The organism is Streptococcus porcinus (assembly GCF_900475415.1).
GTDB lineage: Bacteria > Bacillota > Bacilli > Lactobacillales > Streptococcaceae > Streptococcus > Streptococcus porcinus.
Genome location: NZ_LS483388.1, coordinates 1,251,416 through 1,271,854, shown reverse-complemented (window position 1 = coordinate 1,271,854; position 20,439 = coordinate 1,251,416). Strand labels below are relative to the sequence as shown.

Below are 20,439 nucleotides of genomic sequence, written 5' to 3'. Positions count from 1 at the left end.
TTCATTGCTTTACTCTTCTTTTTGTCATATTTATTATATTCTTTATTCTTTTTAGGAGTACTACGATAGTGAGGTTGATTTCCATACAAAAGTATAGTATCTCTTTTTTTATCGGCTCTTTTGTGGTATACTTAAAAGGTTGCCATGTAACCCTTGGTGCTTAGTTCCCTTTCGCCAAGCATATTACAAATGTTATTAGCCAAGTTTTCTGATAACATTAAAGGAGAAAATGATGAAATCTTATACTATCCGTGACTATGTTCATATTGCCTTAGTGGCTGCACTTTATGTCGTTTTGACTATTACACCGCCTCTGAATGCTATATCTTATGGAGCCTATCAGTTTAGAGTGGCAGAGATGCTAAACTTTTTAGCCTTTTTTAACAAGAAATACATTGTTGCTGTTACCATGGGGTGTATAATTGCAAACTTTTACAGTTTTGGCTTAATTGATGTCCTAGTTGGCGGTACGTCAACCCTTGTATTTGTCACCCTAGGGGTGGTGTTATTTGAAAAGTATAAGAATGATTACTTATTTAATGGATTACTAAACAAAGCTTTTCTTTATTTTTCTCTATTTTTTGCAGCTTCTATGCTTACAGTGGCAATAGAGTTAGTTTTTGTTGCTAAATTGCCATTCTTTATGACATGGTTTACGACTGCAGTCGGTGAATTTACGTCGCTTATCATTGGAGCTTTAATTATTAATAAATTAGCTAAGCGTATTGATTTAAGTCAATGATCTTAGATTGAAGACAGATTTTCTAAATAGATTAGAGTCTGTTTTTTTATTTCTAAAGATGGTAGACTCAATCACGTATTTGAAAGGAAATATGATAAAATAAAGGTATGGAAAAAAGAATTATTGAGTTAACAAATCTCTTGAATCAGTATCGACAAGAATATTATACAAATGATAATCCTACTGTCAGTGATCAAGAATATGATAAACTTTATCATGAATTGTTAGCATTAGAAACAGAATATCCCGAATTTATTCAAAAAGATAGCCCGACACAAGGAGTTGGTGGGCTTATTTTATCTGGCTTTGAAAAATATCAACATCCGTATCCGCTGTATAGTTTACAGGATGCTTTTTCGCAAGAAGAGTTAGTTGCATTTGATCGGCGAATTAAATTAGAATTTCCAATAGTAACATATGTGGCCGAACTTAAGATTGATGGCTTGTCTATTTCCTTAAATTATAAAGGCGGAAAATTAGTAACAGGTGCCACACGAGGGGATGGCTCTGTTGGGGAAAATATCACTGAAAATATTAAAAAAATTAAAGACATTCCACAAATTTTAAAAGAGCCCATTGATATCACGGTTCGGGGTGAGGCGTATATGTCCAAACACTCTTTTCAGATGATTAATGTCGAAAGACAAGAAAATGGGGAAACAGAGTTTGCTAATCCTAGAAATGCAGCAGCAGGAACTCTTCGCCAGTTAGATACCTCAATTGTGGGCAAAAGAAATTTAGCAAGTTTTCTCTATCAGGAAGCTAGTCCTAGTCAGGAAAGTACCCAAGTAGCCGTATTAGACAAATTGTCTTACTTGGGGTTTTCTGTCAATAACCACCGTATGGTATCATCTTCCATGGAAGACATTTGGCAATTTATCCAAGAAATTGAGGCAGATCGTGCTCAATTGCCTTATGACATTGACGGTATAGTGATTAAGGTGGCTGACCTTGCAATGCAAGAAGAGTTAGGTTTTACTGTAAAAGCCCCACGTTGGGCAATTGCGTATAAATTTCCAGCTGAAGAAAAAGAAGCTGAGATCTTATCTGTGGATTGGACGATAGGCCGAACTGGGGTTGTAACACCTACCGCTAATTTAACACCAGTTCAGCTTGCAGGAACCACAGTAAGTCGCGCTACACTACATAATGTTGACTATATTGCTCAAAAAGATATTCGTATTGGTGATACTGTTATTGTTTATAAAGCTGGTGATATCATTCCGGCGGTTTTGCGTGTTGTAACAGATAAAAGAAAAGATCAAGAACCAATATTGATTCCTAATCTCTGTCCATCTTGTCAGAGTTCCTTAACTCACTTGGAAGATGAAGTAGCCCTACGTTGTATAAATCCATTGTGTCCTAGCTTGATACAAAGAAGTTTGGAACATTTTGCTAGTCGAAACGCTATGAACATTGCAGGTTTGGGACCTGCAGTAGTAGAAAAACTATTTACTGCTCAATTAATTCATGACGTTGCTGATATTTATAGACTCAGTCGTGAGCAGTTATTGTCTCTAGAAGGTATTAAGGAAAAATCAGCTGATAAATTATTGTCTGCTATTGCCGATTCTAAAGAAAAATCAGCTGAAAAACTTCTTTTTGGTTTGGGAATTAGACATGTTGGCGAAAAAGCAAGTCGTTTATTGTTAGAAACATTTGGTGATATTGAAACCGTAATGCAATCTGATGAAGAAGCTATTGCCCAGATAGATGGCTTGGGTCATGTTATTGCTAATTCTATAGCTCAATATTTTGCTAAACCAGAAGCTCAGCAATTGATATCTGAGTTGAAATCTCAAGGTCTCAACCTAAGTTATTTGGGCCAAAGAGTAGATCAATCTGCACCACTTTATGGTCTTACAGTTGTTCTAACTGGAAAGTTAGAGGAGATGGGACGTAGCGAAGCGAAGACTAAACTTGAAAATCTTGGCGCTAAAGTAACATCTAGTGTCTCTAAAAAAACAGATGTGGTTCTTGCTGGAAGTGACTCTGGCTCTAAGTTAGATAAAGCAAAACAGTTAGGTATTAGGATTGAAGATGAACAATGGTTATTGGACTTATAGTGACGAGGTAAAAAATGACAAAGCTAAAGAGAGCTAGGCTGATTTACAATCCGACATCTGGACAAGAAATAATGAAGAAAAATGTTGCGGATGTTTTAGATATTTTAGAAAGTTATGGTTATGAAACATCAGCTTTTCAAACAACTGCAGAGCCTAAGTCAGCTCAGAAAGAAGCAAGACGTGTTGCAGAGACTGGGGTGGATTTAATCATTGCTGCGGGTGGTGATGGTACTATTAATGAAGTTGTTAGTGGCATTGCACCCTTAAAAAAACGCCCTAAAATGGCCATTATCCCAACTGGGACGACCAATGATTTTGCACGTGCTTTAAAGATTCCAAGAGGAAATCCTATCAAGGCTGCAAAGTTAATCGGGAAGAATCAAACGATTAAAATGGATATTGGGAAAGCGCGTGAAAAGGAATACTTTATCAATATTGCCGCTGCGGGGTCACTAACGGAATTAACTTATAGTGTTCCAAGTCAGCTGAAAACAATGTTTGGTTATCTTGCTTATTTGGCAAAAGGGGTCGAATTATTACCTCGCGTTAAAAATGTACCTGTTAGAATCACTCATGATGGAGGCATTTTTGAAGGAGAGGTTTCAATGATTTTTGCAGCTATCACTAATTCTGTAGGGGGCTTTGAAATGATTGCTCCTGATGCAAAATTAGATGATGGTATGTTTACATTGATTTTAGTCAAAACGGCTAATTTATTTGAGATTGTCCACTTACTTCGACTTGTGCTTGATGGTGGTAAACATGTTAATGACCGTCGAATTGAATATATTAAAACGAGTAAAATTTCTATTGAACCAAAATCAGATAGTAGAATGATGATTAATTTAGACGGTGAATACGGTGGTGATGCACCTATTGTTATCGAAAATCTCAAAAATCATATTACTTTTTTTGCTAATACTGATTTGATTTCTGATGATGCTTATGATATCAATGACGGGGAACCAGAGATAGAAGAAATTGCACAAAAATTTGCCCATGAAGTAGAAGATTTAGAAGAAAAAAACAGAAGGGTTACGAACTAATGAAGAATGCTGTTACGGTACATTTCCATTCTAAAGATGGGAGTTATTTTGACTTCAATTTATGGAAATGGCGTGATGGCGAACTTGGAAAGGATGCCTTTTTCACAAGTTTTGATAGTTTTGGTCTTGTGGCACAATTAGATTTTGATGCCCCTTATTTTTTAAACCATGTATATGTTATTGTTAAAAAACATTATTGGCGCTATAAAACCAAAGATTATCGAATAGAAAGAGCTTACGGTTTACCTAAAACTGAGATTTGGTTGGTAGATGGTGATGACACCGTCTATTATTCTCGGCAGGCAGCAATAGCGAGCCATTGTTACAAAAATCGTGAAGCGCATGCTTTTGATATGGTTGTTAATAGCAGAGCTTTTGATCAAAAATGGGGCTTTTCGGGCTGGCTAGGTTTTTCCTATTCGAAAGAAAAAACGGAATTTCGTCTTTGGGCTCCCACGGCACTAGCGGTAGAAATTGTTTTATTTTCTTCAACTGCTGAGAATGCTAGTGTTTTAGCTGTTTACCCTATGATGCGTGGTGAGCATGAGGATAGGAATGATCATAGCCAAAATACACATGGAGTTTGGTTTATCAATCTAAATGGCGATTTAAATTATCAAGCTTATATGTACCGTGTTCACTATCGTAAGAGAACTTTTAAGGACACACGTGACCCCTATACTATTGCTACGACAGCAAAGGGGAAACGGTCAATTGTTATTGCCCCTGAACATTTAAGACCAAAAGGTTTTTCGGTAAAACAAAAAGAAGGGGCATGGTGGAGACTTGATAACCCTAATCAGGCAGTTATTTACGAGATGCATGTCAGAGATTTTTCGATTTCAGAAACATCAGGAGTTAGTGCAGAAAATAGAGGTAAGTTTAAAGGTCTATTTGAAGGAGGTACTACCAATTCCTACGGGGACTCCAGTACTTTTGACTATGTTAAAGGTTTAGGCGTGACACATATCCAATTGCAGCCTCTCTTTGATCATCATCAGACCTTGGCGGAAGATGGAAATTATGCTTATAACTGGGGTTATGATCCTGAAAATTATAATGTTCCTGATGCTAGTTTCACTAGTAACCCTGATGAACCGGCTACTCGAATTCTCGAATTGAAAGAAGCTATTCAAGCATACCATGACGCTGGTATTAATATTATTATGGATGTTGTTTATAATCATACTTATTCGTCACGAGATTCAGTTTTTCAACTAACAGTTCCAGACTATTATTATCGAATGAATCCAGATGGTTCTTTTCAGAATGGCTCTGGCTGTGGTAATGAAACAGCTAGTGAAAAGGAAATGTTTCGAAAATATATGATCGATTCTATCTTATATTGGGTCACAGAGTATAATATTGATGGTTTTCGTTTTGACTTAATGGGATTGCATGATATAGAAACAATGACCTCTATCCGTCAAGCTATTAATCAAATCGATAGTCGTATCTTAATATATGGTGAGGGCTGGGATATGGGAACTGGTCTTTCTCCTGAACAAAAAGCTACAAAGGCAAATGCTGCTAAGTTACCTGGTATAGGTTTTTTCAATGATGATCAACGTAATGCTATTAAAGGTGCAGAAGTATATGGCCATCTAGAGAGAGGATTTGTATCAGGAGCAGCCACAGAAGATGTGGTAGCTAAAGCAATCTTAGCAAGTGACGAACTTGTTCCTTACTTAAGTCCAGACCAAGTTATTAATTATGTTGAAGCGCATGATAATTATAATTTAAATGACCTTTTTTGGGCACTTAATCCAGATGATGATCAAGCTACACATAGAAAACGAGTACAGTTAGCGACAGCGATGACCATTTTAATGCAGGGAGTGTGCTTTATGCAAATAGGGCAAGAATTTTTGCGGACCAAGAGGATTGCTACAGGTCAAAATGGTTGTTTAAGTCAGGAAGATTTACAACGTGCGATGAATTCGTATAATGCGCCAGATGCTGTGAATCAGATTGACTGGGGACAGGTTACAAAAGAATCAGAAACAATAGAATTTGTGAAAAAATTGATTCAATTGAAAACCAAAACGAAACTCTTTTCATATCAGACATTTTCTGAGATTAGAAAGCATGTCTACCTTGAATCATCCCAGTGTGATAGTGGGTTTATCAGCCTTACTGTGGAAGATAGAAAGAAGTATCAAGTCATTTTCACATCTTTCAGCAAACGCTTGCAATTGAAAAATCAAAGTGCTATAATTGTAACAAATGATAAGCGCTTTCAAATTGAGACCGATTTTATTGATCAATTGACAGCATTGGTCCTTGATATCACAGAGTAACCTGAAGATTCAGGTTACTTTTTGTTTTATTTTAGTCCCAACTTATTATTTAGAAAATTAAAGAAAGAGAGATTGATGGATAAAGAACTAGCTTTATATACATTTGGTTTAGGTGAAAATTATCGGATTCAAGATTATTTTGGTGTTCATGAAACAGTAATGGATGGTCAGAAAGGATTTGTTTTTAGAGTCTGGGCACCAAATGCCGAAGCAGTTTTTCTGATTGGAGACTTTACTAACTGGTCATCCCAAAAGTTGGAAATGGCGAGAAATCAAGCTGGAGTGTGGGAAGTTTTTACAGATTTACCTCATGAAGGAGATATCTATAAATATTTGGTCAGACGACAAGGTGGTCAAGAAGTTGAAAAGTTAGATCCTCTCGCTATTCGTTTTGAAAATAGACCGGGAACAGGTGCAATTGTTAAACCATTAAAAACCAAAAGATGGAAAGATTCTCTTTGGATGGCAAGGCGTAAGCGGTTTGGATTTAAAGAGCGTCCCGTATCCATTTATGAAGTACACGCTAACTCTTGGAAAAAGGATCAAGATGGGAAACCTTATCAATTTAAAGAATTAAAGGAATACCTAATTCCCTATTTAAAAGAAATGCATTATACTCATGTTGAATTCTTACCTTTAATGTCTCACCCTTTAGGAATGAGTTGGGGATATCAGTTGATGGCCTATTTTGGTTTTGAGACAACTTATGGTAGTCCAGAAGATTTCCAAGATTTTGTAGAGGAGTGTCATGTTAACAATATTGGTGTCATCCTTGATTGGGTTCCTGGGCACTTTACACAAAATGATGATGCACTAGCTTATTATGATGGCACGCCAACTTATGAATATGAGGATTACCATCGTGCTCATAACTATAGTTGGGGAGTATTGAATTTTGACTTGGGAAAAAATCAAGTACAATCTTACTTAATATCGAGTGCTCTGTACTGGATAGAAACCTTCCACATTGATGGCATACGTGTAGATGCTGTTAGTAATATGCTTTATTTGGATTATGATCAAGGGCCTTGGCAACCAAACAGTGAAGGTGGTAACCATAACCTTGAAGCAATTACCTTTTTAAGGAAGCTGATTCAAGCTATCAAGAAGGACCATCCTGATGTTATGATGATTGCAGAAGAAGCAACATCAGATATTCCCATAACAAAATCGATTGATGAAGGAGGCCTCGGTTTTGACTATAAGTGGAATATGGGGTGGATGAATGATATTCTCAAGTTTTACGAAATGGATCCCTTTGATCGAAAATATCATTTTAACCTAGTAACCTTTAGCTTTATGTACTGTTTCAATGAAAATTATATTTTGCCTTTTTCTCATGATGAAGTGGTTCATGGTAAAAAAAGTTTAATGCATAAAATGTGGGGTGATCGTTACAACCAATTTGCAGGGTTACGGACGTTGTTAACCTATCAAATCTGTCATCCTGGGAAAAAATTACTTTTTATGGGATCTGAATTTGGTCAATTTCTAGAGTGGAAACACGATGATCAGTTAGTTTGGAGCAACCTTGAGGATGAGATGAACAGTAAAATGTTAGCATTCACATCGCTATTGAACCAGTTTTATCTAGATCATAATATGCTTTGGCAGGACGATTATACTTATGATGGGATTGAAATTATTGATGCAGACAATGCCCAAGAAACGATTCTAAGTTTTACTCGTAAAAATAAAAAGGGCGAGTTTATTTTATGTGTATTTAATATGACCCCAGTTGAAAGACGAGGATTTTCCATAGGTGTGCCACAAAAAGGTATTTATGAAGAGATTTGGAATACAGAATTAGAATCCTTCGGCGGTGTTTGGAAAGAGCATAATCCTATAACTGAGAGTAAGAATGAATCTTGGAGAGACTATCAAACAACACTAACTTTTACTTTACCTGCTTTAGGGGCAAGTATTTGGAAAATAAAAAAACGCAAGTAATGCTATTTAAAGCAGTGATTAAGTTTGTTTTGGGTCCAAATGACCATGAAAGGAATATCTATGAAAAATGAAATGTTAGCTCTTATTCTTGCTGGGGGACAAGGTACACGTCTGGGTAAGTTGACTCAAAGCATTGCTAAGCCAGCGGTACAATTCGGTGGTCGTTATCGGATCATTGATTTTTCGCTTTCTAATTGTGCTAATTCAGGGATTGATAATGTTAGCGTTATTACACAGTACGAACCCCTAGCCTTAAACTATCATATTGGAAATGGTTCCTCTTGGGGATTAGAGGGGATTAACCGAGGAGTTACTATCTTACAGCCATACTCAGCCACTGAGGGGAACCGTTGGTTCCAGGGGACTAGTCATGCCATTTATCAAAACATTGATTACATCGATAGTATCAATCCAGAGTATGTTCTTATTTTATCTGGGGATCATATTTACAAAATGGATTATGACGACATGTTACAAAGTCATAAGGATAATCTAGCGAGCTTAACAGTTGCTGTTTTAGATGTCCCATTAAAAGAAGCAAGTCGTTTTGGTATTATGAATACAGATAATAGCAATCGGATTGTCGAATTTGAGGAAAAACCTAAGCAGCCTAAATCAACCAAAGCTTCAATGGGAATCTATATTTTTGAATGGAAACGCCTAAGAAGTATGCTTGTTGATGCAGAAAAAAATAATATCGACATGTCTGACTTTGGTCAAAATGTTATCCCTGCTTACTTAGAAGCTGGTGAAAGAGTTTATGCTTATCACTTTAGTGGTTATTGGAAAGATGTGGGAACCATAGAATCACTTTGGGAAGCCAATATGGAATACATTGGAGAAAATAACGCTTTGGATAGTCGCAATAGGTCTTGGAAAATCTATTCTAAAAATCATATTGCACCACCAAATTTTATTTCGGAACATTCAGAAGTCAAAGACTCTCTTATTGTTGATGGCTGTTTTATCTCTGGAAAAGTAGATCATTCTATCCTTTCTGCCAATGTTCAAATGAAGTTGGGATCAGAAATTAAAGATTCCTTTATCATGTCGGGAGCCATCATTGGGGAGAGGGCCAGAATTACGCGCGCCATTATTGGGGAAGGGGCTGTCATTGGTAATGATGTCGTTATTGATGGAACTAATGAGATTCAAGTCGTAGGCTATAATGAAGTAGTGGGGGTTTCAAATGAAGAGTGATAAATATTCAGCAATTTTAGGTAGTGCTATTGGTTTTCCAGAAATGGGAGGTTTGACCGATAAGCGTCCATTAGCTAATTTGCCATTTGATGGGAAATATCGCTTAATTGACTTCCATTTATCTAATCTGGCTAATGCAGGTGTTAAAAGTATTTATGGTATTTTTCGAGCAGAAAATATTCGTTCCGTTTTTGATCATATTCGTAGTGGCCGTGAATGGGGACTAAATTCATTACTAAGTCATTACTTCTTGGGTTTCTATAATACTAAAGAAGATTCAAAGGAGACTGATGCTGACTACTATGATCAAATTCTGACCTATCTCAGAAGGTCTGGCTCAGATCAAACAATCTATATGAGTTGCGATATCCTCTGCAATATTGAACTAGAACAGGTTATTCACCTTCATAATGCTAACAAACGTAATATTACTGTTGTTTATAAGAAAATGCCTGTTGATTCCATTTCTTCTGAAAATGATATTTTAGAAATTGATGAAACGGATACTGTAATTGGTAGAAGTAGTGTCCGTGAAAAAGAAGGCATTGAAAAAATGTCTGCGGGCATCTATATTATTAATACCGACTGGTTGATAAGGGAGATGGAAAAAGAAGCTCAAAGAGAACAACCTCAAAAACTACGCTTCTTGCTACGTGATCTGACTGTTAATGAAGGAGCACTTGCCTTTGAGTATACTGGTTATATGGCAAATATTCATTCTATCAAATCATACTATGATGCTAATATGGATATGTTAGATCCTTTAAAATTTTATTCACTTCTATATTCAAATCAAAAAGTGTATACTCGTGTTAAAAATGAAGAAGCTACCTACTTTGCCGAGGAATCAGAAGTCAATAATTCACAATTTGCCTCTGGTAGTGTTATCAAAGGTACCGTTAATTATTCAATTATTTCGCGAAATTGTCATTTAGAAAGTAATTCATATATAAACCATTCTATTATTTCACCTAAGGTTACAATAGGAGAGGGTTCTACCGTAGAATACGCAATTGTTGACAAATCTGTTACGATTGCACCAGGGGTCCTTATCCGAGGAAAAGAATCTGACCCGATTGTTGTTGCTAAAGAGAGTCAAGTGACTGAGGATATGATTAAATGAAAATATTATTTGTAGCAGCAGAGGGAGCTCCCTTTGCAAAAACTGGGGGACTAGGGGATGTTATTGGTGCCTTGCCTAAATCCCTTGTAAAACACGGTCATCAAGTTGCCGTGATGTTGCCTTATTATGATATGATTGATCAGAAATTTGGACAGCAAGTGGAAGAAGTATGTTATTTTTACACTAATGTTGGTTGGAGAAGGCAATATGTCGGCATAAAAAAGCTTATTAAAGATCAGGTTACTTTCTATTTCATTGATAATCAATACTACTTCTTTAGAGGACATGTTTATGGAGATTGGGATGATGGTGAACGTTTTGCCTTTTTCCAACTTGCAGCTCTAGAAGCGATGGAGAAAATTAATTTTATTCCAGATTTACTACATGTCCATGATTATCATACGGCTATGATACCTTTCTTGCTAAAAGAAAAATATACTTGGATTCAAGCTTATCAGAACATCAAAACTGTCTTTACTATCCATAATATTGAATTTCAAGGGCAATTTGATTCAGCTATGCTTGGTGAGTTATTTGGTCTTGGTATGGAACGGTATGAAGATGGAACCTTACGATGGCATAATTGTCTTAATTGGATGAAAGCAGGAGTGCTCTATTCCGATAAAATAACGACAGTTTCGCCATCATATGCTCAAGAAATCCAAACACCGGCTTTTGGAAAAGGGTTAGATCATTTGATGCGAATGGAAGCTGATAAATTGTCTGGTATTGTGAATGGTATTGACACGGACTTGATAGATCCTAAGAACGATCCTTATCTAGACTATCCTTTTTCAGTAGATGATCTCTCTGGAAAACGTAAAAACAAGGCTAGTCTGCAAAAGAAGCTTTGTTTGCCAGTCAAAGCAGGAATACCATTAATCGGGATTGTTTCTCGTCTAACCGACCAAAAAGGATTTGATTTGGTGGTTTCGGAACTTGATAATCTTTTAAAACTTAATATCCAAATTGTTCTTTTAGGCACTGGTTACCAGCAATATGAAGAAGCATTTTCATGGTTTGCTCAGCAATATCCAGATAAGTTATCTGCTAATATTACCTTTGACTTAGAGTTAGCGCAACAGATCTACGGGGCTTGTGATCTCTTTTTAATGCCAAGTGCATTTGAACCTTGTGGTTTATCTCAAATGATGGCTATGCGATACGGCACCCTACCCTTGGTGCATGAAATTGGAGGATTAAAAGATACGGTACAAGCATACAATCGCTATAAAAAAACGGGGACCGGTTTTGGCTTTAACCATTTTTCAGGTTATTGGCTAACACAAACACTACTTTTAGCATTAGATGTTTATGATCATCATCAAGAAGATTGGGAAAAACTTCAAAGGAATGCGATGACACAAGATTTTTCTTGGGACACTGCAAGTCTTTCTTATTTAACTTTATACGACCAGATTGTAGACCAGAATTGAGAGCATACCTTTAAAAGCACGAAAGGATATTATTCGTACTTTTAAAGGTATCTTTCTTAGTTATGATAGAGTTGCAGAGCGATTGACAAACTTTGTGTTATCTGTTCATAACTGTTATAATAAGATTGTTAAGCTATCCGAATTTTTAAGAATGTAACCCTAGAAAACACCTGCTTTATGAAGGTTAGTAAAGGTTTAAGAAAGCGTCACCAGTTTTCAGAAATTAGTTGACATTCTTAATTTTAAGGAATAGAATAGCAAAGTAAAAAATATTTTAAGGAGAATTCAATTATGAGTCCTATTTTCGCATTAGCTATCGCCTGTATGGGTGTATCACTTGGTGAAGGTTTCTTGATGGCCAATCTTTTTAGAGCTGCGTCTCGTCAACCAGAAATTATTGGTCAGCTGCGTTCATTAATGATCATGGGTATTGCCTTTATTGAAGGTACTTTCTTCGTTACTCTTGCTATGGCATTTATCTTAAAATAAGTTTTTAAAATAAGGAATAAAGTAAGTTCTAAATATTTGTTTCTCATGTTGAGATGCAATAGTTAAACTTACATTTAATGTCATTTTAAAGAATAAAGGAGGGTTTAAATTGGGAGAAGTAACTCCAACACTGACACTCGGTCCAGTAACTATTGATTTAACCCTACTAGTTATGTGTGTAATCACAATTGCTTTAGTTTTCTCGTTTGTTTATTTTGCAAGTCGAAACATGACTTTAAAACCTAAAGGAAAACAAACAGTTCTTGAATACTTGATTGATTTTATATCTGGTGTTACGGATGAACACGTTGAAAAGCAATTTAGAAACCAATACTCACTATTCTTTTTCTGTCTCTTTCTTTTTGTGATGGTGGCGAATAACTTAGGTTTAATGACTAAATTAGAAACAAGTCATCATATGAATCTTTGGACATCACCAACTGCTAATATTGGCTTTGACCTCTCTCTTTCAATTTTAATTTCATTGATTTGTCAATTTGAAGGGATTCGTCAAAGAGGTGTGAAAGCCTATATCAAACGTTTTTTCACACCTGGGATAATGAGCCCGATGAATATATTAGAAGAATTTACAAATATTATTTCATTGGCACTTCGGTTATATGGAAATATCTTTGCTGGTGAGGTAGTAACTGGTTTGATCTTAAAATTAATTGCAGCTAACACATTATGGTTTCCAGTTGCTTTTATTTTAAATATCGTTTGGACTGCCTTTTCAATTTTTATCTCCTGTATCCAAGCGTATGTTTTCACTAAATTAACTTCTATGTATTTAGGTAAAAAAGTCAATGAAGAAGATGAATAGGAAAGGAGTACTTACATGGAATTAACAGTAGGTGAACTTATTGGGAATTTTATCCTAGTATCAGGTTCAGTACTTGTTTTGTATCTCCTTATCAAAAAATTTGCGTGGGGAGCTATTAGTGGTATTTTAGAAGAACGTTCTGCAAAAATTGCTACTGATATAGATAAAGCAGAAGAAGCTCGTCAGAGTGCTGAAACATTGGCTCAAAAACGCGAATTAGAATTAGCTGGAGCAAAACAAGAAGCAAATCAAATCATTACTGATGCTAAGGAATTAGGTCAAGTAAAAGGTGACAAAATAATTGCAGATGCATCTGAAGAAGCAAGCCGCTTAAAAACACAAGCTGAAGCTGACATTCAACAAAGCAAAACGGATGCCATTGCAAGTGTCAAAGCAGAGATGTCTGATTTATCAGTTCTTTTAGCTGAGAAAATTATGGGTTCAAACCTTGATAAGGACGCTCAAAGTCATCTTATTGATACTTATCTCGATGAGTTAGGAGATGCCTAATGACAAAAAAAGAACAGGCGCTTGTTGCACAGTATGCTAAAAGCCTTGTTGAGGTTGCTGTTGATCATGAATGTGTTGAGGACGTTAAAAATAATATTTTAACGTTAATGACAATTTTTGAGTCAACAGAACTTAATAAAACCTTATCGAGTTTAGCTGTTCCACAAGCTGAAAAGATGCATTTAGTTAGGTTATTAAAGGATACTAGTTCAGTATATATCAACAATTTACTTGAACTGATTATCTTGAATCAGAGAGAAGCATTTTTATTTGAGATACTTAATTCTGCACTGAGAGAAATAGAACAAGTAACAAATGAATATGATGTTAAAGTCATATCAACTGTTCCTCTAAATGAGGGACAAAAATCTCGTGTCAAATCGCTTGTTACAAAGAAATTTGGTTTACAGACAGGTCGATTAGAAGAAATCATTGATGAATCTCTTATTGGTGGCTTTATTATACAAGTTAACAATAAAGTCATCGATACTAGTATTCAGCAACAACTACACGAATTCAAAATGAAATTAATATAGAAAGTGGTGTGACTTTTGGCAATTAATGCACAAGAAATTAGCGCTTTAATTAAAAAGCAAATTGAGAACTTCCAGCCAAATTTCGATGTCACAGAAACTGGGATCGTTACTTATATTGGTGACGGTATCGCACGAGCTCGTGGTTTAGATAATGCTATGAGTGGTGAACTTCTTGAATTTTCTAATGGTGCTTTTGGTATGGCTCAAAACTTAGAAACGAGCGATATCGGAATTATCATTCTTGGCGACTTTTCAACGATTCGCGAAGGTGATGTCGTTAAACGCACAGGAAAAATTATGGAGGTTCCAGTAGGTGAAGCTCTTATCGGACGTGTTGTGAATCCACTAGGACAACCTGTAGATGGCTTGGGAGATATCGCAACAACAGGTTTTAGACCAGTTGAAGCGGTTGCTCCAGGCGTTATGCAACGTAAATCCGTATCTGAACCTCTTCAAACAGGTCTCAAAGCTATTGATGCTTTAGTTCCTATTGGACGTGGGCAACGGGAGTTAATCATCGGTGATAGACAAACTGGTAAAACCGCGGTTGCTATTGATACAATTTTGAACCAAAAAGGTCAAGATATGATTTGTATCTATGTTGCTATCGGGCAAAAAGAATCAACTGTTCGTACTCAAGTTGAAACCTTACGAAAGTATGGTGCTCTTGACTATACTATTGTTGTTACAGCCTCTGCTTCGCAACCATCACCGTTACTCTTTATAGCACCTTATGCAGGTGTGGCAATGGCTGAAGAGTTTATGTATCAAGGTAAACATGTTTTGATTGTCTATGATGACTTATCAAAACAGGCAGTAGCTTACCGCGAGCTCTCGCTATTACTTCGTCGCCCACCAGGTCGTGAGGCATACCCAGGTGATGTCTTTTACTTACACAGTCGTTTGTTGGAACGTTCAGCCAAAGTTTCTGATGCTTTGGGTGGTGGCTCGATTACAGCGCTACCATTTATTGAAACACAAGCTGGAGATATTTCTGCTTACATCGCAACAAATGTTATTTCAATTACTGATGGACAGATTTTCTTGCAAGAAGATCTCTTTAACTCAGGGATTCGTCCAGCCATTGATGCCGGATCTTCTGTTTCACGTGTTGGAGGATCGGCTCAGATTAAGGCTATGAAGAAGGTTGCAGGGACTCTTCGTCTTGATTTAGCGTCTTATCGTGAATTAGAAGCCTTTACTCAGTTTGGCTCTGATTTAGATGCTGCCACTCAAGCGAAGCTTAACCGTGGCCGTCGAACAGTTGAAATTTTAAAACAGCCCTTACATAAACCTCTTCCTGTGGAAAAACAAGTTGTTATTTTATATGCATTGACTCATGGCTTCTTAGATGATGTGCCTGTGAATGATATTCTTGCATTTGAAGAAGCATTGTATGACTACTTTGATATGCATTATAGCAGCCTTTTTGAGACAATCCGTACAACAAAAGATCTCCCAGATGAAAATGAACTAAACGATGCTATTAAAGCATTTAAAGCTCAATCACATTTTGAATAAGGAAGGGATGTAAGTATGGCAGGCTCTCTAAGTGAAATTAAAGCAAAGATTAATTCAACTGAGAAAACAAGTAAAATTACAAGTGCCATGCGGATGGTTTCTTCAGCAAAGTTGGTCAAATCGGAACAAGCTGCGCGTGATTTTCAAATTTATTCATCAAAAATTCGTCAAATAACAACAGATTTTTTAAAGGCAGAATTAACTGGTGGAGGTTCTAACAACCCAATGTTGGTTTCCCGACCAGTTAAGAAAACGGGTTATATTGTTATTACCTCAGATAAAGGATTAGTTGGGGGCTATAATTCTAAAATTTTAAAATCTATCATGGAGATGGTTGAAGAATATCACCAAAACGGTGATTACTCAATCATTTCAATTGGAAGTGTCGGTTCAGATTTTTTCAAAGCAAGAGGGATGAATGTCTCTTTTGAACTTCGTGGCTTAGCCGATCAGCCAACTTTTGAAGAAGTATCTAAGATTATTTCACAATCTGTAGATATGTTTCAACATGAAATTTTCGATGAATTATATGTTTGTTACAATCATCATGTTAACAGTTTGACTAGCCAAGTTCGCGTTCAACAAATGTTGCCGATTTCTGATTTGGTTGCTGATGAAGCAACTGAGGAAGGTGTCTTGGGGTTTGAACTAGAACCTGATCGCGATAGCATTTTAAATCAGTTATTGCCTCAGTTTACTGAAAGCTTAATTTATGGGGCAATTATTGATGCCAAAACGGCAGAACACGCTGCAGGGATGACAGCCATGCAGACTGCAACTGATAATGCGAAAAATGTTATTAATGATTTAACCATTCAATATAATCGTGCTCGTCAAGCAGCAATTACACAGGAAATTACTGAAATTGTAGCTGGAGCAAATGCGTTAGAATAAACTTATCGTTCACTAGAATGTTGAACCTTAAGATTAGGCATGTCATTTTTACAAAATTACTATAAAACGTAATCTCAAATTGAGATAATGTTTTCAAACTGACATAAGGAGAAATAAATGAGCTCAGGCAAAATTGCTCAGGTAGTGGGTCCAGTTGTTGACGTTGTGTTTGCAACTGGTGAAAAATTACCAGAGATTAATAATGCATTGATAGTTTATAAAGATAGCGATAAGAAAGAAAAAATTGTTCTTGAAGTTGCTCTTGAACTTGGGGACGGAATGGTTCGAACAATCGCTATGGAATCAACTGATGGGCTTACTCGTGGATTGGAAGTTTTGGATACTGGTCGCGCTATTAGTGTACCAGTTGGTAAAGAAACTTTGGGGCGGGTCTTTAATGTGCTTGGTGATACCATTGATTTGGAAGAACCATTTTCAGAAGATGCAGAACGTGAACCAATCCATAAGAAAGCACCAGCTTTCGATGAATTATCAACATCATCAGAAATTCTTGAAACAGGTATCAAAGTTATTGACTTGCTTGCCCCTTATCTGAAAGGTGGTAAGGTTGGTTTATTCGGTGGTGCCGGAGTTGGTAAAACCGTATTAATTCAAGAGTTAATTCATAATATTGCCCAAGAACACGGTGGTATCTCAGTATTTACCGGCGTAGGTGAAAGAACTCGTGAAGGGAATGACCTTTATTGGGAAATGAAAGAATCAGGTGTTATTGAAAAAACAGCCATGGTCTTTGGACAGATGAACGAGCCACCCGGTGCACGGATGCGTGTTGCTTTGACAGGTTTGACAATCGCTGAATATTTCCGTGATGTTGAAGGTCAAGACGTGCTATTATTTATCGATAATATCTTCCGTTTCACCCAAGCTGGTTCGGAAGTATCTGCCTTGCTAGGTCGAATGCCGTCTGCTGTTGGTTACCAACCAACGCTTGCTACTGAGATGGGTCAATTACAAGAACGTATCACGTCCACTAAAAAAGGATCTGTTACCTCTATCCAGGCAATCTATGTGCCTGCTGATGATTACACTGACCCAGCCCCAGCAACAGCATTTGCCCATTTGGATTCAACAACGAATTTGGAACGTAAATTGACACAGATGGGTATCTATCCTGCTGTGGACCCTCTAGCTTCAAGTTCACGGGCCTTATCGCCTGAAATTGTTGGTGAAGAGCATTACGCTGTAGCAACCGAAGTTCAGCGTGTCTTACAACGCTATCGTGAGCTTCAAGATATTATTGCTATCTTGGGTATGGATGAGTTATCTGAAGATGAAAAGACATTAGTTGGACGTGCACGTCGCATCCAATTCTTCCTTTCACAAAACTTTAATGTTGCTGAACAATTTACAGGTCAACCTGGTTCCTATGTTCCAGTAGCAGACACAGTTCGTAGCTTCAAAGAAATTCTAGATGGGAAATATGATCATATTCCTGAAGATGCTTTCCGTTCAGTTGGCCCAATTGAGGATGTTCTCGAAAAAGCTAAAAAAATGGGATATTAGTGAGGTTCTACTATGGCACATATGACAGTTCAAGTAGTAACACCTGACGGAATTAAATATGATCATCAGGTGAAATTTATCTCAGTAGCGACGCCTGAGGGTGAAATGGGAATTCTCCCTAATCACATTAATATGATTGCCCCCTTGGTTATTCATGAAATGAAAATTCGCCCTACCGACGATGTTGACAGTGTAGATTGGATTGCTGTGAACGGTGGTATTATTGAAGTAAAGGATAATGTTGTTACCATTGTAGCTGATTCTGCCGAACGTTCACGCGATATAGATATTAGCCGTGCCGAACGTGCTAAAAAACGTGCCGAGCGTGATATCGAAGAAGCGAAATCAACTAAGGATATTAACCAAGCTCGTCGTGCTGAAATTGCCTTACAGCGTGCTTTGAATCGGATTAATGTTGGAAAAAAATAAAAATTGGCTCTAGTGATAGAGTCTTTTTTATTTTGACTGAAATCCTATTCTTGTTCCTATACTTTTGGTATAATATTGCTATGGAATATATCAATAATTTATTAAAATTAATCAGTCATTTACTTTTTATCGGTATTAGTTTTCAACTATTGATTAGTCTTTTTGACTGGTCTAAAATCATTTATCGCAGTCCTGAAAATATTGGTAAATTAAAACTTTTTGTTTTTTTCCTAGCTATTGTCTTGGGCTATTTGGTTAGTCATTTTATTTTGGAGCTAATTCAAATGAGTCAAACCCTCTTCTAGTACTTGGTTAAGGTCTGAAAATTAGAAATGTGATATAATTTTATATTATAAAGTCAAAGGAAATGGAGAAAAGCGTGGATAAAATTATTATTGAAGGTGGGACAACGAGATTAGAAGGTGAAGTTATTATCGAAGGAGCCAAAAATGCAGTGCTCCCTTTGTTAGCGGCAACCATCCTACCATCAGAAGGAAAAACGGTTTTACGTAATGTTCCCATTCTTTCAGATGTTTTTACCATGAACAATGTAGTACGTGGTCTCAATATTCCGGTAGTATTTAATCAAGAAGCAAATGAAATTGTTGTAGATGCCTCTGGAGATATTTTGGATGAAGCACCTTATGAGTATGTTAGCCAAATGCGTGCTTCTATTGTTGTTTTAGGCCCGATTTTGGCTCGAAATGGTCACGCAAAGGTTTCTATGCCAGGAGGCTGTACAATTGGTAGTCGTCCGATTGACTTGCATCTAAAAGGCTTAGAGGCTATGGGAGCAGAGATTAAACAGAGCAATGGAGATATCACAGCAAGTGCAACTCGCCTCAAAGGAGCAACAATTTATATGGATTTCCCGTCAGTTGGAGCTACTCAAAATCTAATGATGGCAGCAACTTTAGCTGAGGGTACGACGACTATTGAAAATGCTGCACGTGAACCAGAAATTGTTGATTTAGCCCAACTCTTAAATAAAATGGGAGCTATTGTCAAAGGGGCTGGAACTGAAACGTTGACTATTAAAGGTGTGACTGAATTACACGGTGTTGAACATGACGTTGTTCAAGATCGGATCGAAGCAGGTACTTTTATGGTTGCGGCTGCCATGACGTCTGGCAATGTTCTTGTTAAAGATGCTGTTTGGGAGCATAATCGTCCTCTTATTTCCAAATTGAAAGAAATGGGGGTTGAGGTTACAGAAGAAACAGATGGTATTCGTATTAAGTCTGATACTTCCAAACTAAAACCTGTGACAGTGAAAACTTTACCACATCCTGGTTTCCCAACTGATATGCAAGCACAATTCACAGCTTTAATGGCAGTTGTTGAGGGTGAGTCAACAATGATTGAAACTGTTTTTGAAAATCGTTTCCAACATCTAGAGGAAATGCGCCGTATGGGGCTTCATTCAGAAATTTTACGGGATACTGCGATGATTCATGGGGGTCACGATTTACAAGGGGCACCGGTCATGTCCACTGACCTTCGTGCAAGTGCTGCTCTTATTTTGAGCGGTATGGTAGCCAAGGGGAGAACTACTGTTACAAAGCTCTCACACTTGGACCGTGGTTATTATCAGTTTCATGAAAAATTAGCAAAATTGGGTGCAAAAATCGAACGTATAAGTGAGGACTAGTGATGACGACTGGATGGAAATATGTTGCTAAACAAGTTGGTTTACTGGTGGTAGTAGCATTCTTGGCTTGTTTATTTTTAGCTATTGGTTTGATGATTGGCTATAGCATATTTGGCGATGGTCAACATGCCTCATCGATTCTGTCAATAGCCAAATGGACAGAGTTAATTAATAAATTTACTGGAAAGTAGGCTTAGCC

Annotated in this window: 19 protein-coding genes and 1 riboswitch; all 19 genes read left to right on the top strand. The window is 37.0% G+C overall.

Annotation, left to right across the window (positions count from 1 at the left end; translation table 11 throughout):
• Window positions 1-121: 121 nt before the first annotated feature.
• A riboswitch (PreQ1 riboswitch) is annotated at window positions 122-235 on the top strand.
• The 19 genes from DQM45_RS06325 to DQM45_RS06235 all read left to right on the top strand — a co-directional run bounded on the left by DQM45_RS06325 (window position 233) and on the right by DQM45_RS06235 (window position 20,431).
• Window positions 233-742, top strand: coding sequence for a QueT transporter family protein (locus tag DQM45_RS06325; protein ID WP_003082822.1), 510 nt, complete (start codon window positions 233-235; stop codon window positions 740-742). It overlaps the preceding riboswitch by 3 nt.
• A 107-nt stretch (window positions 743-849) precedes the next feature.
• Window positions 850-2,808: an NAD-dependent DNA ligase LigA gene (gene ligA / locus DQM45_RS06320; protein WP_003084882.1), complete on the top strand. Its 1,959-nt coding sequence runs from the start codon at window positions 850-852 to the stop codon at window positions 2,806-2,808.
• Between the two features lie 14 nt (window positions 2,809-2,822).
• Window positions 2,823-3,854: a diacylglycerol kinase family lipid kinase gene (locus DQM45_RS06315; RefSeq protein ID WP_003084224.1), complete on the top strand. Its 1,032-nt coding sequence runs from the start codon at window positions 2,823-2,825 to the stop codon at window positions 3,852-3,854.
• Complete coding sequence (gene pulA, locus DQM45_RS06310; RefSeq protein WP_003085809.1) at window positions 3,854-6,154, top strand: type I pullulanase; 2,301 nt, start codon at window positions 3,854-3,856, stop codon at window positions 6,152-6,154. Before DQM45_RS06315 ends, pulA begins: the two co-directional genes overlap by 1 nt.
• Before the next feature lie 75 nt (window positions 6,155-6,229).
• Window positions 6,230-8,104 (top strand): 1,4-alpha-glucan branching protein GlgB, encoded by a 1,875-nt coding sequence (gene glgB, locus DQM45_RS06305; protein WP_003082917.1) that lies wholly within the window; start codon window positions 6,230-6,232, stop codon window positions 8,102-8,104.
• 60 nt (window positions 8,105-8,164) lie between these two features.
• Window positions 8,165-9,304, top strand: coding sequence for a glucose-1-phosphate adenylyltransferase (locus DQM45_RS06300; protein ID WP_003084595.1), 1,140 nt, complete (start codon window positions 8,165-8,167; stop codon window positions 9,302-9,304).
• Complete coding sequence (gene glgD / locus DQM45_RS06295; RefSeq protein WP_003085897.1) at window positions 9,294-10,427, top strand: glucose-1-phosphate adenylyltransferase subunit GlgD; 1,134 nt, start codon at window positions 9,294-9,296, stop codon at window positions 10,425-10,427. Before DQM45_RS06300 ends, glgD begins: the two co-directional genes overlap by 11 nt.
• Window positions 10,424-11,863 carry a glycogen synthase GlgA gene (glgA, locus tag DQM45_RS06290; RefSeq protein WP_003083709.1) on the top strand — a complete coding sequence of 480 codons (1,440 nt, stop codon included), beginning with the start codon at window positions 10,424-10,426 and terminating at the stop codon, window positions 11,861-11,863. The genes glgD and glgA overlap by 4 nt, the downstream gene beginning before the upstream one ends.
• A 291-nt stretch (window positions 11,864-12,154) precedes the next feature.
• A complete protein-coding gene (locus tag DQM45_RS06285; RefSeq protein ID WP_003085112.1) occupies window positions 12,155-12,352 on the top strand; it encodes a F0F1 ATP synthase subunit C in 198 nt (65 codons plus the stop codon).
• 109 nt (window positions 12,353-12,461) lie between these two features.
• Window positions 12,462-13,175: a F0F1 ATP synthase subunit A gene (gene atpB, locus DQM45_RS06280; RefSeq protein ID WP_003085377.1), complete on the top strand. Its 714-nt coding sequence runs from the start codon at window positions 12,462-12,464 to the stop codon at window positions 13,173-13,175.
• 15 nt (window positions 13,176-13,190) lie between these two features.
• Complete coding sequence (gene atpF, locus DQM45_RS06275; protein ID WP_003085860.1) at window positions 13,191-13,685, top strand: F0F1 ATP synthase subunit B; 495 nt, start codon at window positions 13,191-13,193, stop codon at window positions 13,683-13,685.
• Window positions 13,685-14,221, top strand: coding sequence for a F0F1 ATP synthase subunit delta (locus DQM45_RS06270; protein ID WP_003082621.1), 537 nt, complete (start codon window positions 13,685-13,687; stop codon window positions 14,219-14,221). Before atpF ends, DQM45_RS06270 begins: the two co-directional genes overlap by 1 nt.
• A 15-nt stretch (window positions 14,222-14,236) precedes the next feature.
• Window positions 14,237-15,742, top strand: coding sequence for a F0F1 ATP synthase subunit alpha (gene atpA, locus DQM45_RS06265; protein ID WP_003083862.1), 1,506 nt, complete (start codon window positions 14,237-14,239; stop codon window positions 15,740-15,742).
• Window positions 15,743-15,757: 15 nt separating this feature from the next.
• Window positions 15,758-16,636, top strand: coding sequence for a F0F1 ATP synthase subunit gamma (locus tag DQM45_RS06260; protein ID WP_003084154.1), 879 nt, complete (start codon window positions 15,758-15,760; stop codon window positions 16,634-16,636).
• A gap of 117 nt (window positions 16,637-16,753) precedes the next feature.
• Window positions 16,754-18,160, top strand: a complete 1,407-nt coding sequence (atpD, locus tag DQM45_RS06255) for a F0F1 ATP synthase subunit beta (protein WP_003085772.1) — start codon at window positions 16,754-16,756, stop codon at window positions 18,158-18,160.
• 12 nt (window positions 18,161-18,172) lie between these two features.
• Complete coding sequence (locus tag DQM45_RS06250) at window positions 18,173-18,589, top strand: F0F1 ATP synthase subunit epsilon (RefSeq protein ID WP_003084986.1); 417 nt, start codon at window positions 18,173-18,175, stop codon at window positions 18,587-18,589.
• Window positions 18,590-18,669: 80 nt separating this feature from the next.
• Window positions 18,670-18,894, top strand: coding sequence for a DUF1146 family protein (locus DQM45_RS06245; RefSeq protein WP_003085295.1), 225 nt, complete (start codon window positions 18,670-18,672; stop codon window positions 18,892-18,894).
• Between the two features lie 74 nt (window positions 18,895-18,968).
• Entirely contained in the window at window positions 18,969-20,240 is a 1,272-nt protein-coding gene (gene murA / locus DQM45_RS06240) for a UDP-N-acetylglucosamine 1-carboxyvinyltransferase (RefSeq protein ID WP_003083400.1), read from the top strand.
• Window positions 20,240-20,431, top strand: a complete 192-nt coding sequence (locus DQM45_RS06235) for a DNA-directed RNA polymerase subunit beta (RefSeq protein WP_172601601.1) — start codon at window positions 20,240-20,242, stop codon at window positions 20,429-20,431. The genes murA and DQM45_RS06235 overlap by 1 nt, the downstream gene beginning before the upstream one ends.
• The last annotated feature ends 8 nt before the right edge of the window (window positions 20,432-20,439 follow it).

Bases quoted from the DNA above. Each gene is read 5' to 3' on its own strand.
- DQM45_RS06325 (WP_003082822.1), top strand. From the start codon at position 233: ATGAAATCTTATACTATCCGTGACTATGTTCATATTGCCTTAGTGGCT.
- ligA (WP_003084882.1), top strand. From the start codon at position 850: ATGGAAAAAAGAATTATTGAGTTAACAAATCTCTTGAATCAGTATCGA.
- DQM45_RS06315 (WP_003084224.1), top strand. From the start codon at position 2,823: ATGACAAAGCTAAAGAGAGCTAGGCTGATTTACAATCCGACATCTGGA.
- pulA (WP_003085809.1), top strand. From the start codon at position 3,854: ATGAAGAATGCTGTTACGGTACATTTCCATTCTAAAGATGGGAGTTAT.
- glgB (WP_003082917.1), top strand. From the start codon at position 6,230: ATGGATAAAGAACTAGCTTTATATACATTTGGTTTAGGTGAAAATTAT.
- DQM45_RS06300 (WP_003084595.1), top strand. From the start codon at position 8,165: ATGAAAAATGAAATGTTAGCTCTTATTCTTGCTGGGGGACAAGGTACA.
- glgD (WP_003085897.1), top strand. From the start codon at position 9,294: ATGAAGAGTGATAAATATTCAGCAATTTTAGGTAGTGCTATTGGTTTT.
- glgA (WP_003083709.1), top strand. From the start codon at position 10,424: ATGAAAATATTATTTGTAGCAGCAGAGGGAGCTCCCTTTGCAAAAACT.
- DQM45_RS06285 (WP_003085112.1), top strand. From the start codon at position 12,155: ATGAGTCCTATTTTCGCATTAGCTATCGCCTGTATGGGTGTATCACTT.
- atpF (WP_003085860.1), top strand. From the start codon at position 13,191: ATGGAATTAACAGTAGGTGAACTTATTGGGAATTTTATCCTAGTATCA.
- DQM45_RS06270 (WP_003082621.1), top strand. From the start codon at position 13,685: ATGACAAAAAAAGAACAGGCGCTTGTTGCACAGTATGCTAAAAGCCTT.
- DQM45_RS06260 (WP_003084154.1), top strand. From the start codon at position 15,758: ATGGCAGGCTCTCTAAGTGAAATTAAAGCAAAGATTAATTCAACTGAG.
- atpD (WP_003085772.1), top strand. From the start codon at position 16,754: ATGAGCTCAGGCAAAATTGCTCAGGTAGTGGGTCCAGTTGTTGACGTT.
- DQM45_RS06250 (WP_003084986.1), top strand. From the start codon at position 18,173: ATGGCACATATGACAGTTCAAGTAGTAACACCTGACGGAATTAAATAT.
- DQM45_RS06245 (WP_003085295.1), top strand. From the start codon at position 18,670: ATGGAATATATCAATAATTTATTAAAATTAATCAGTCATTTACTTTTT.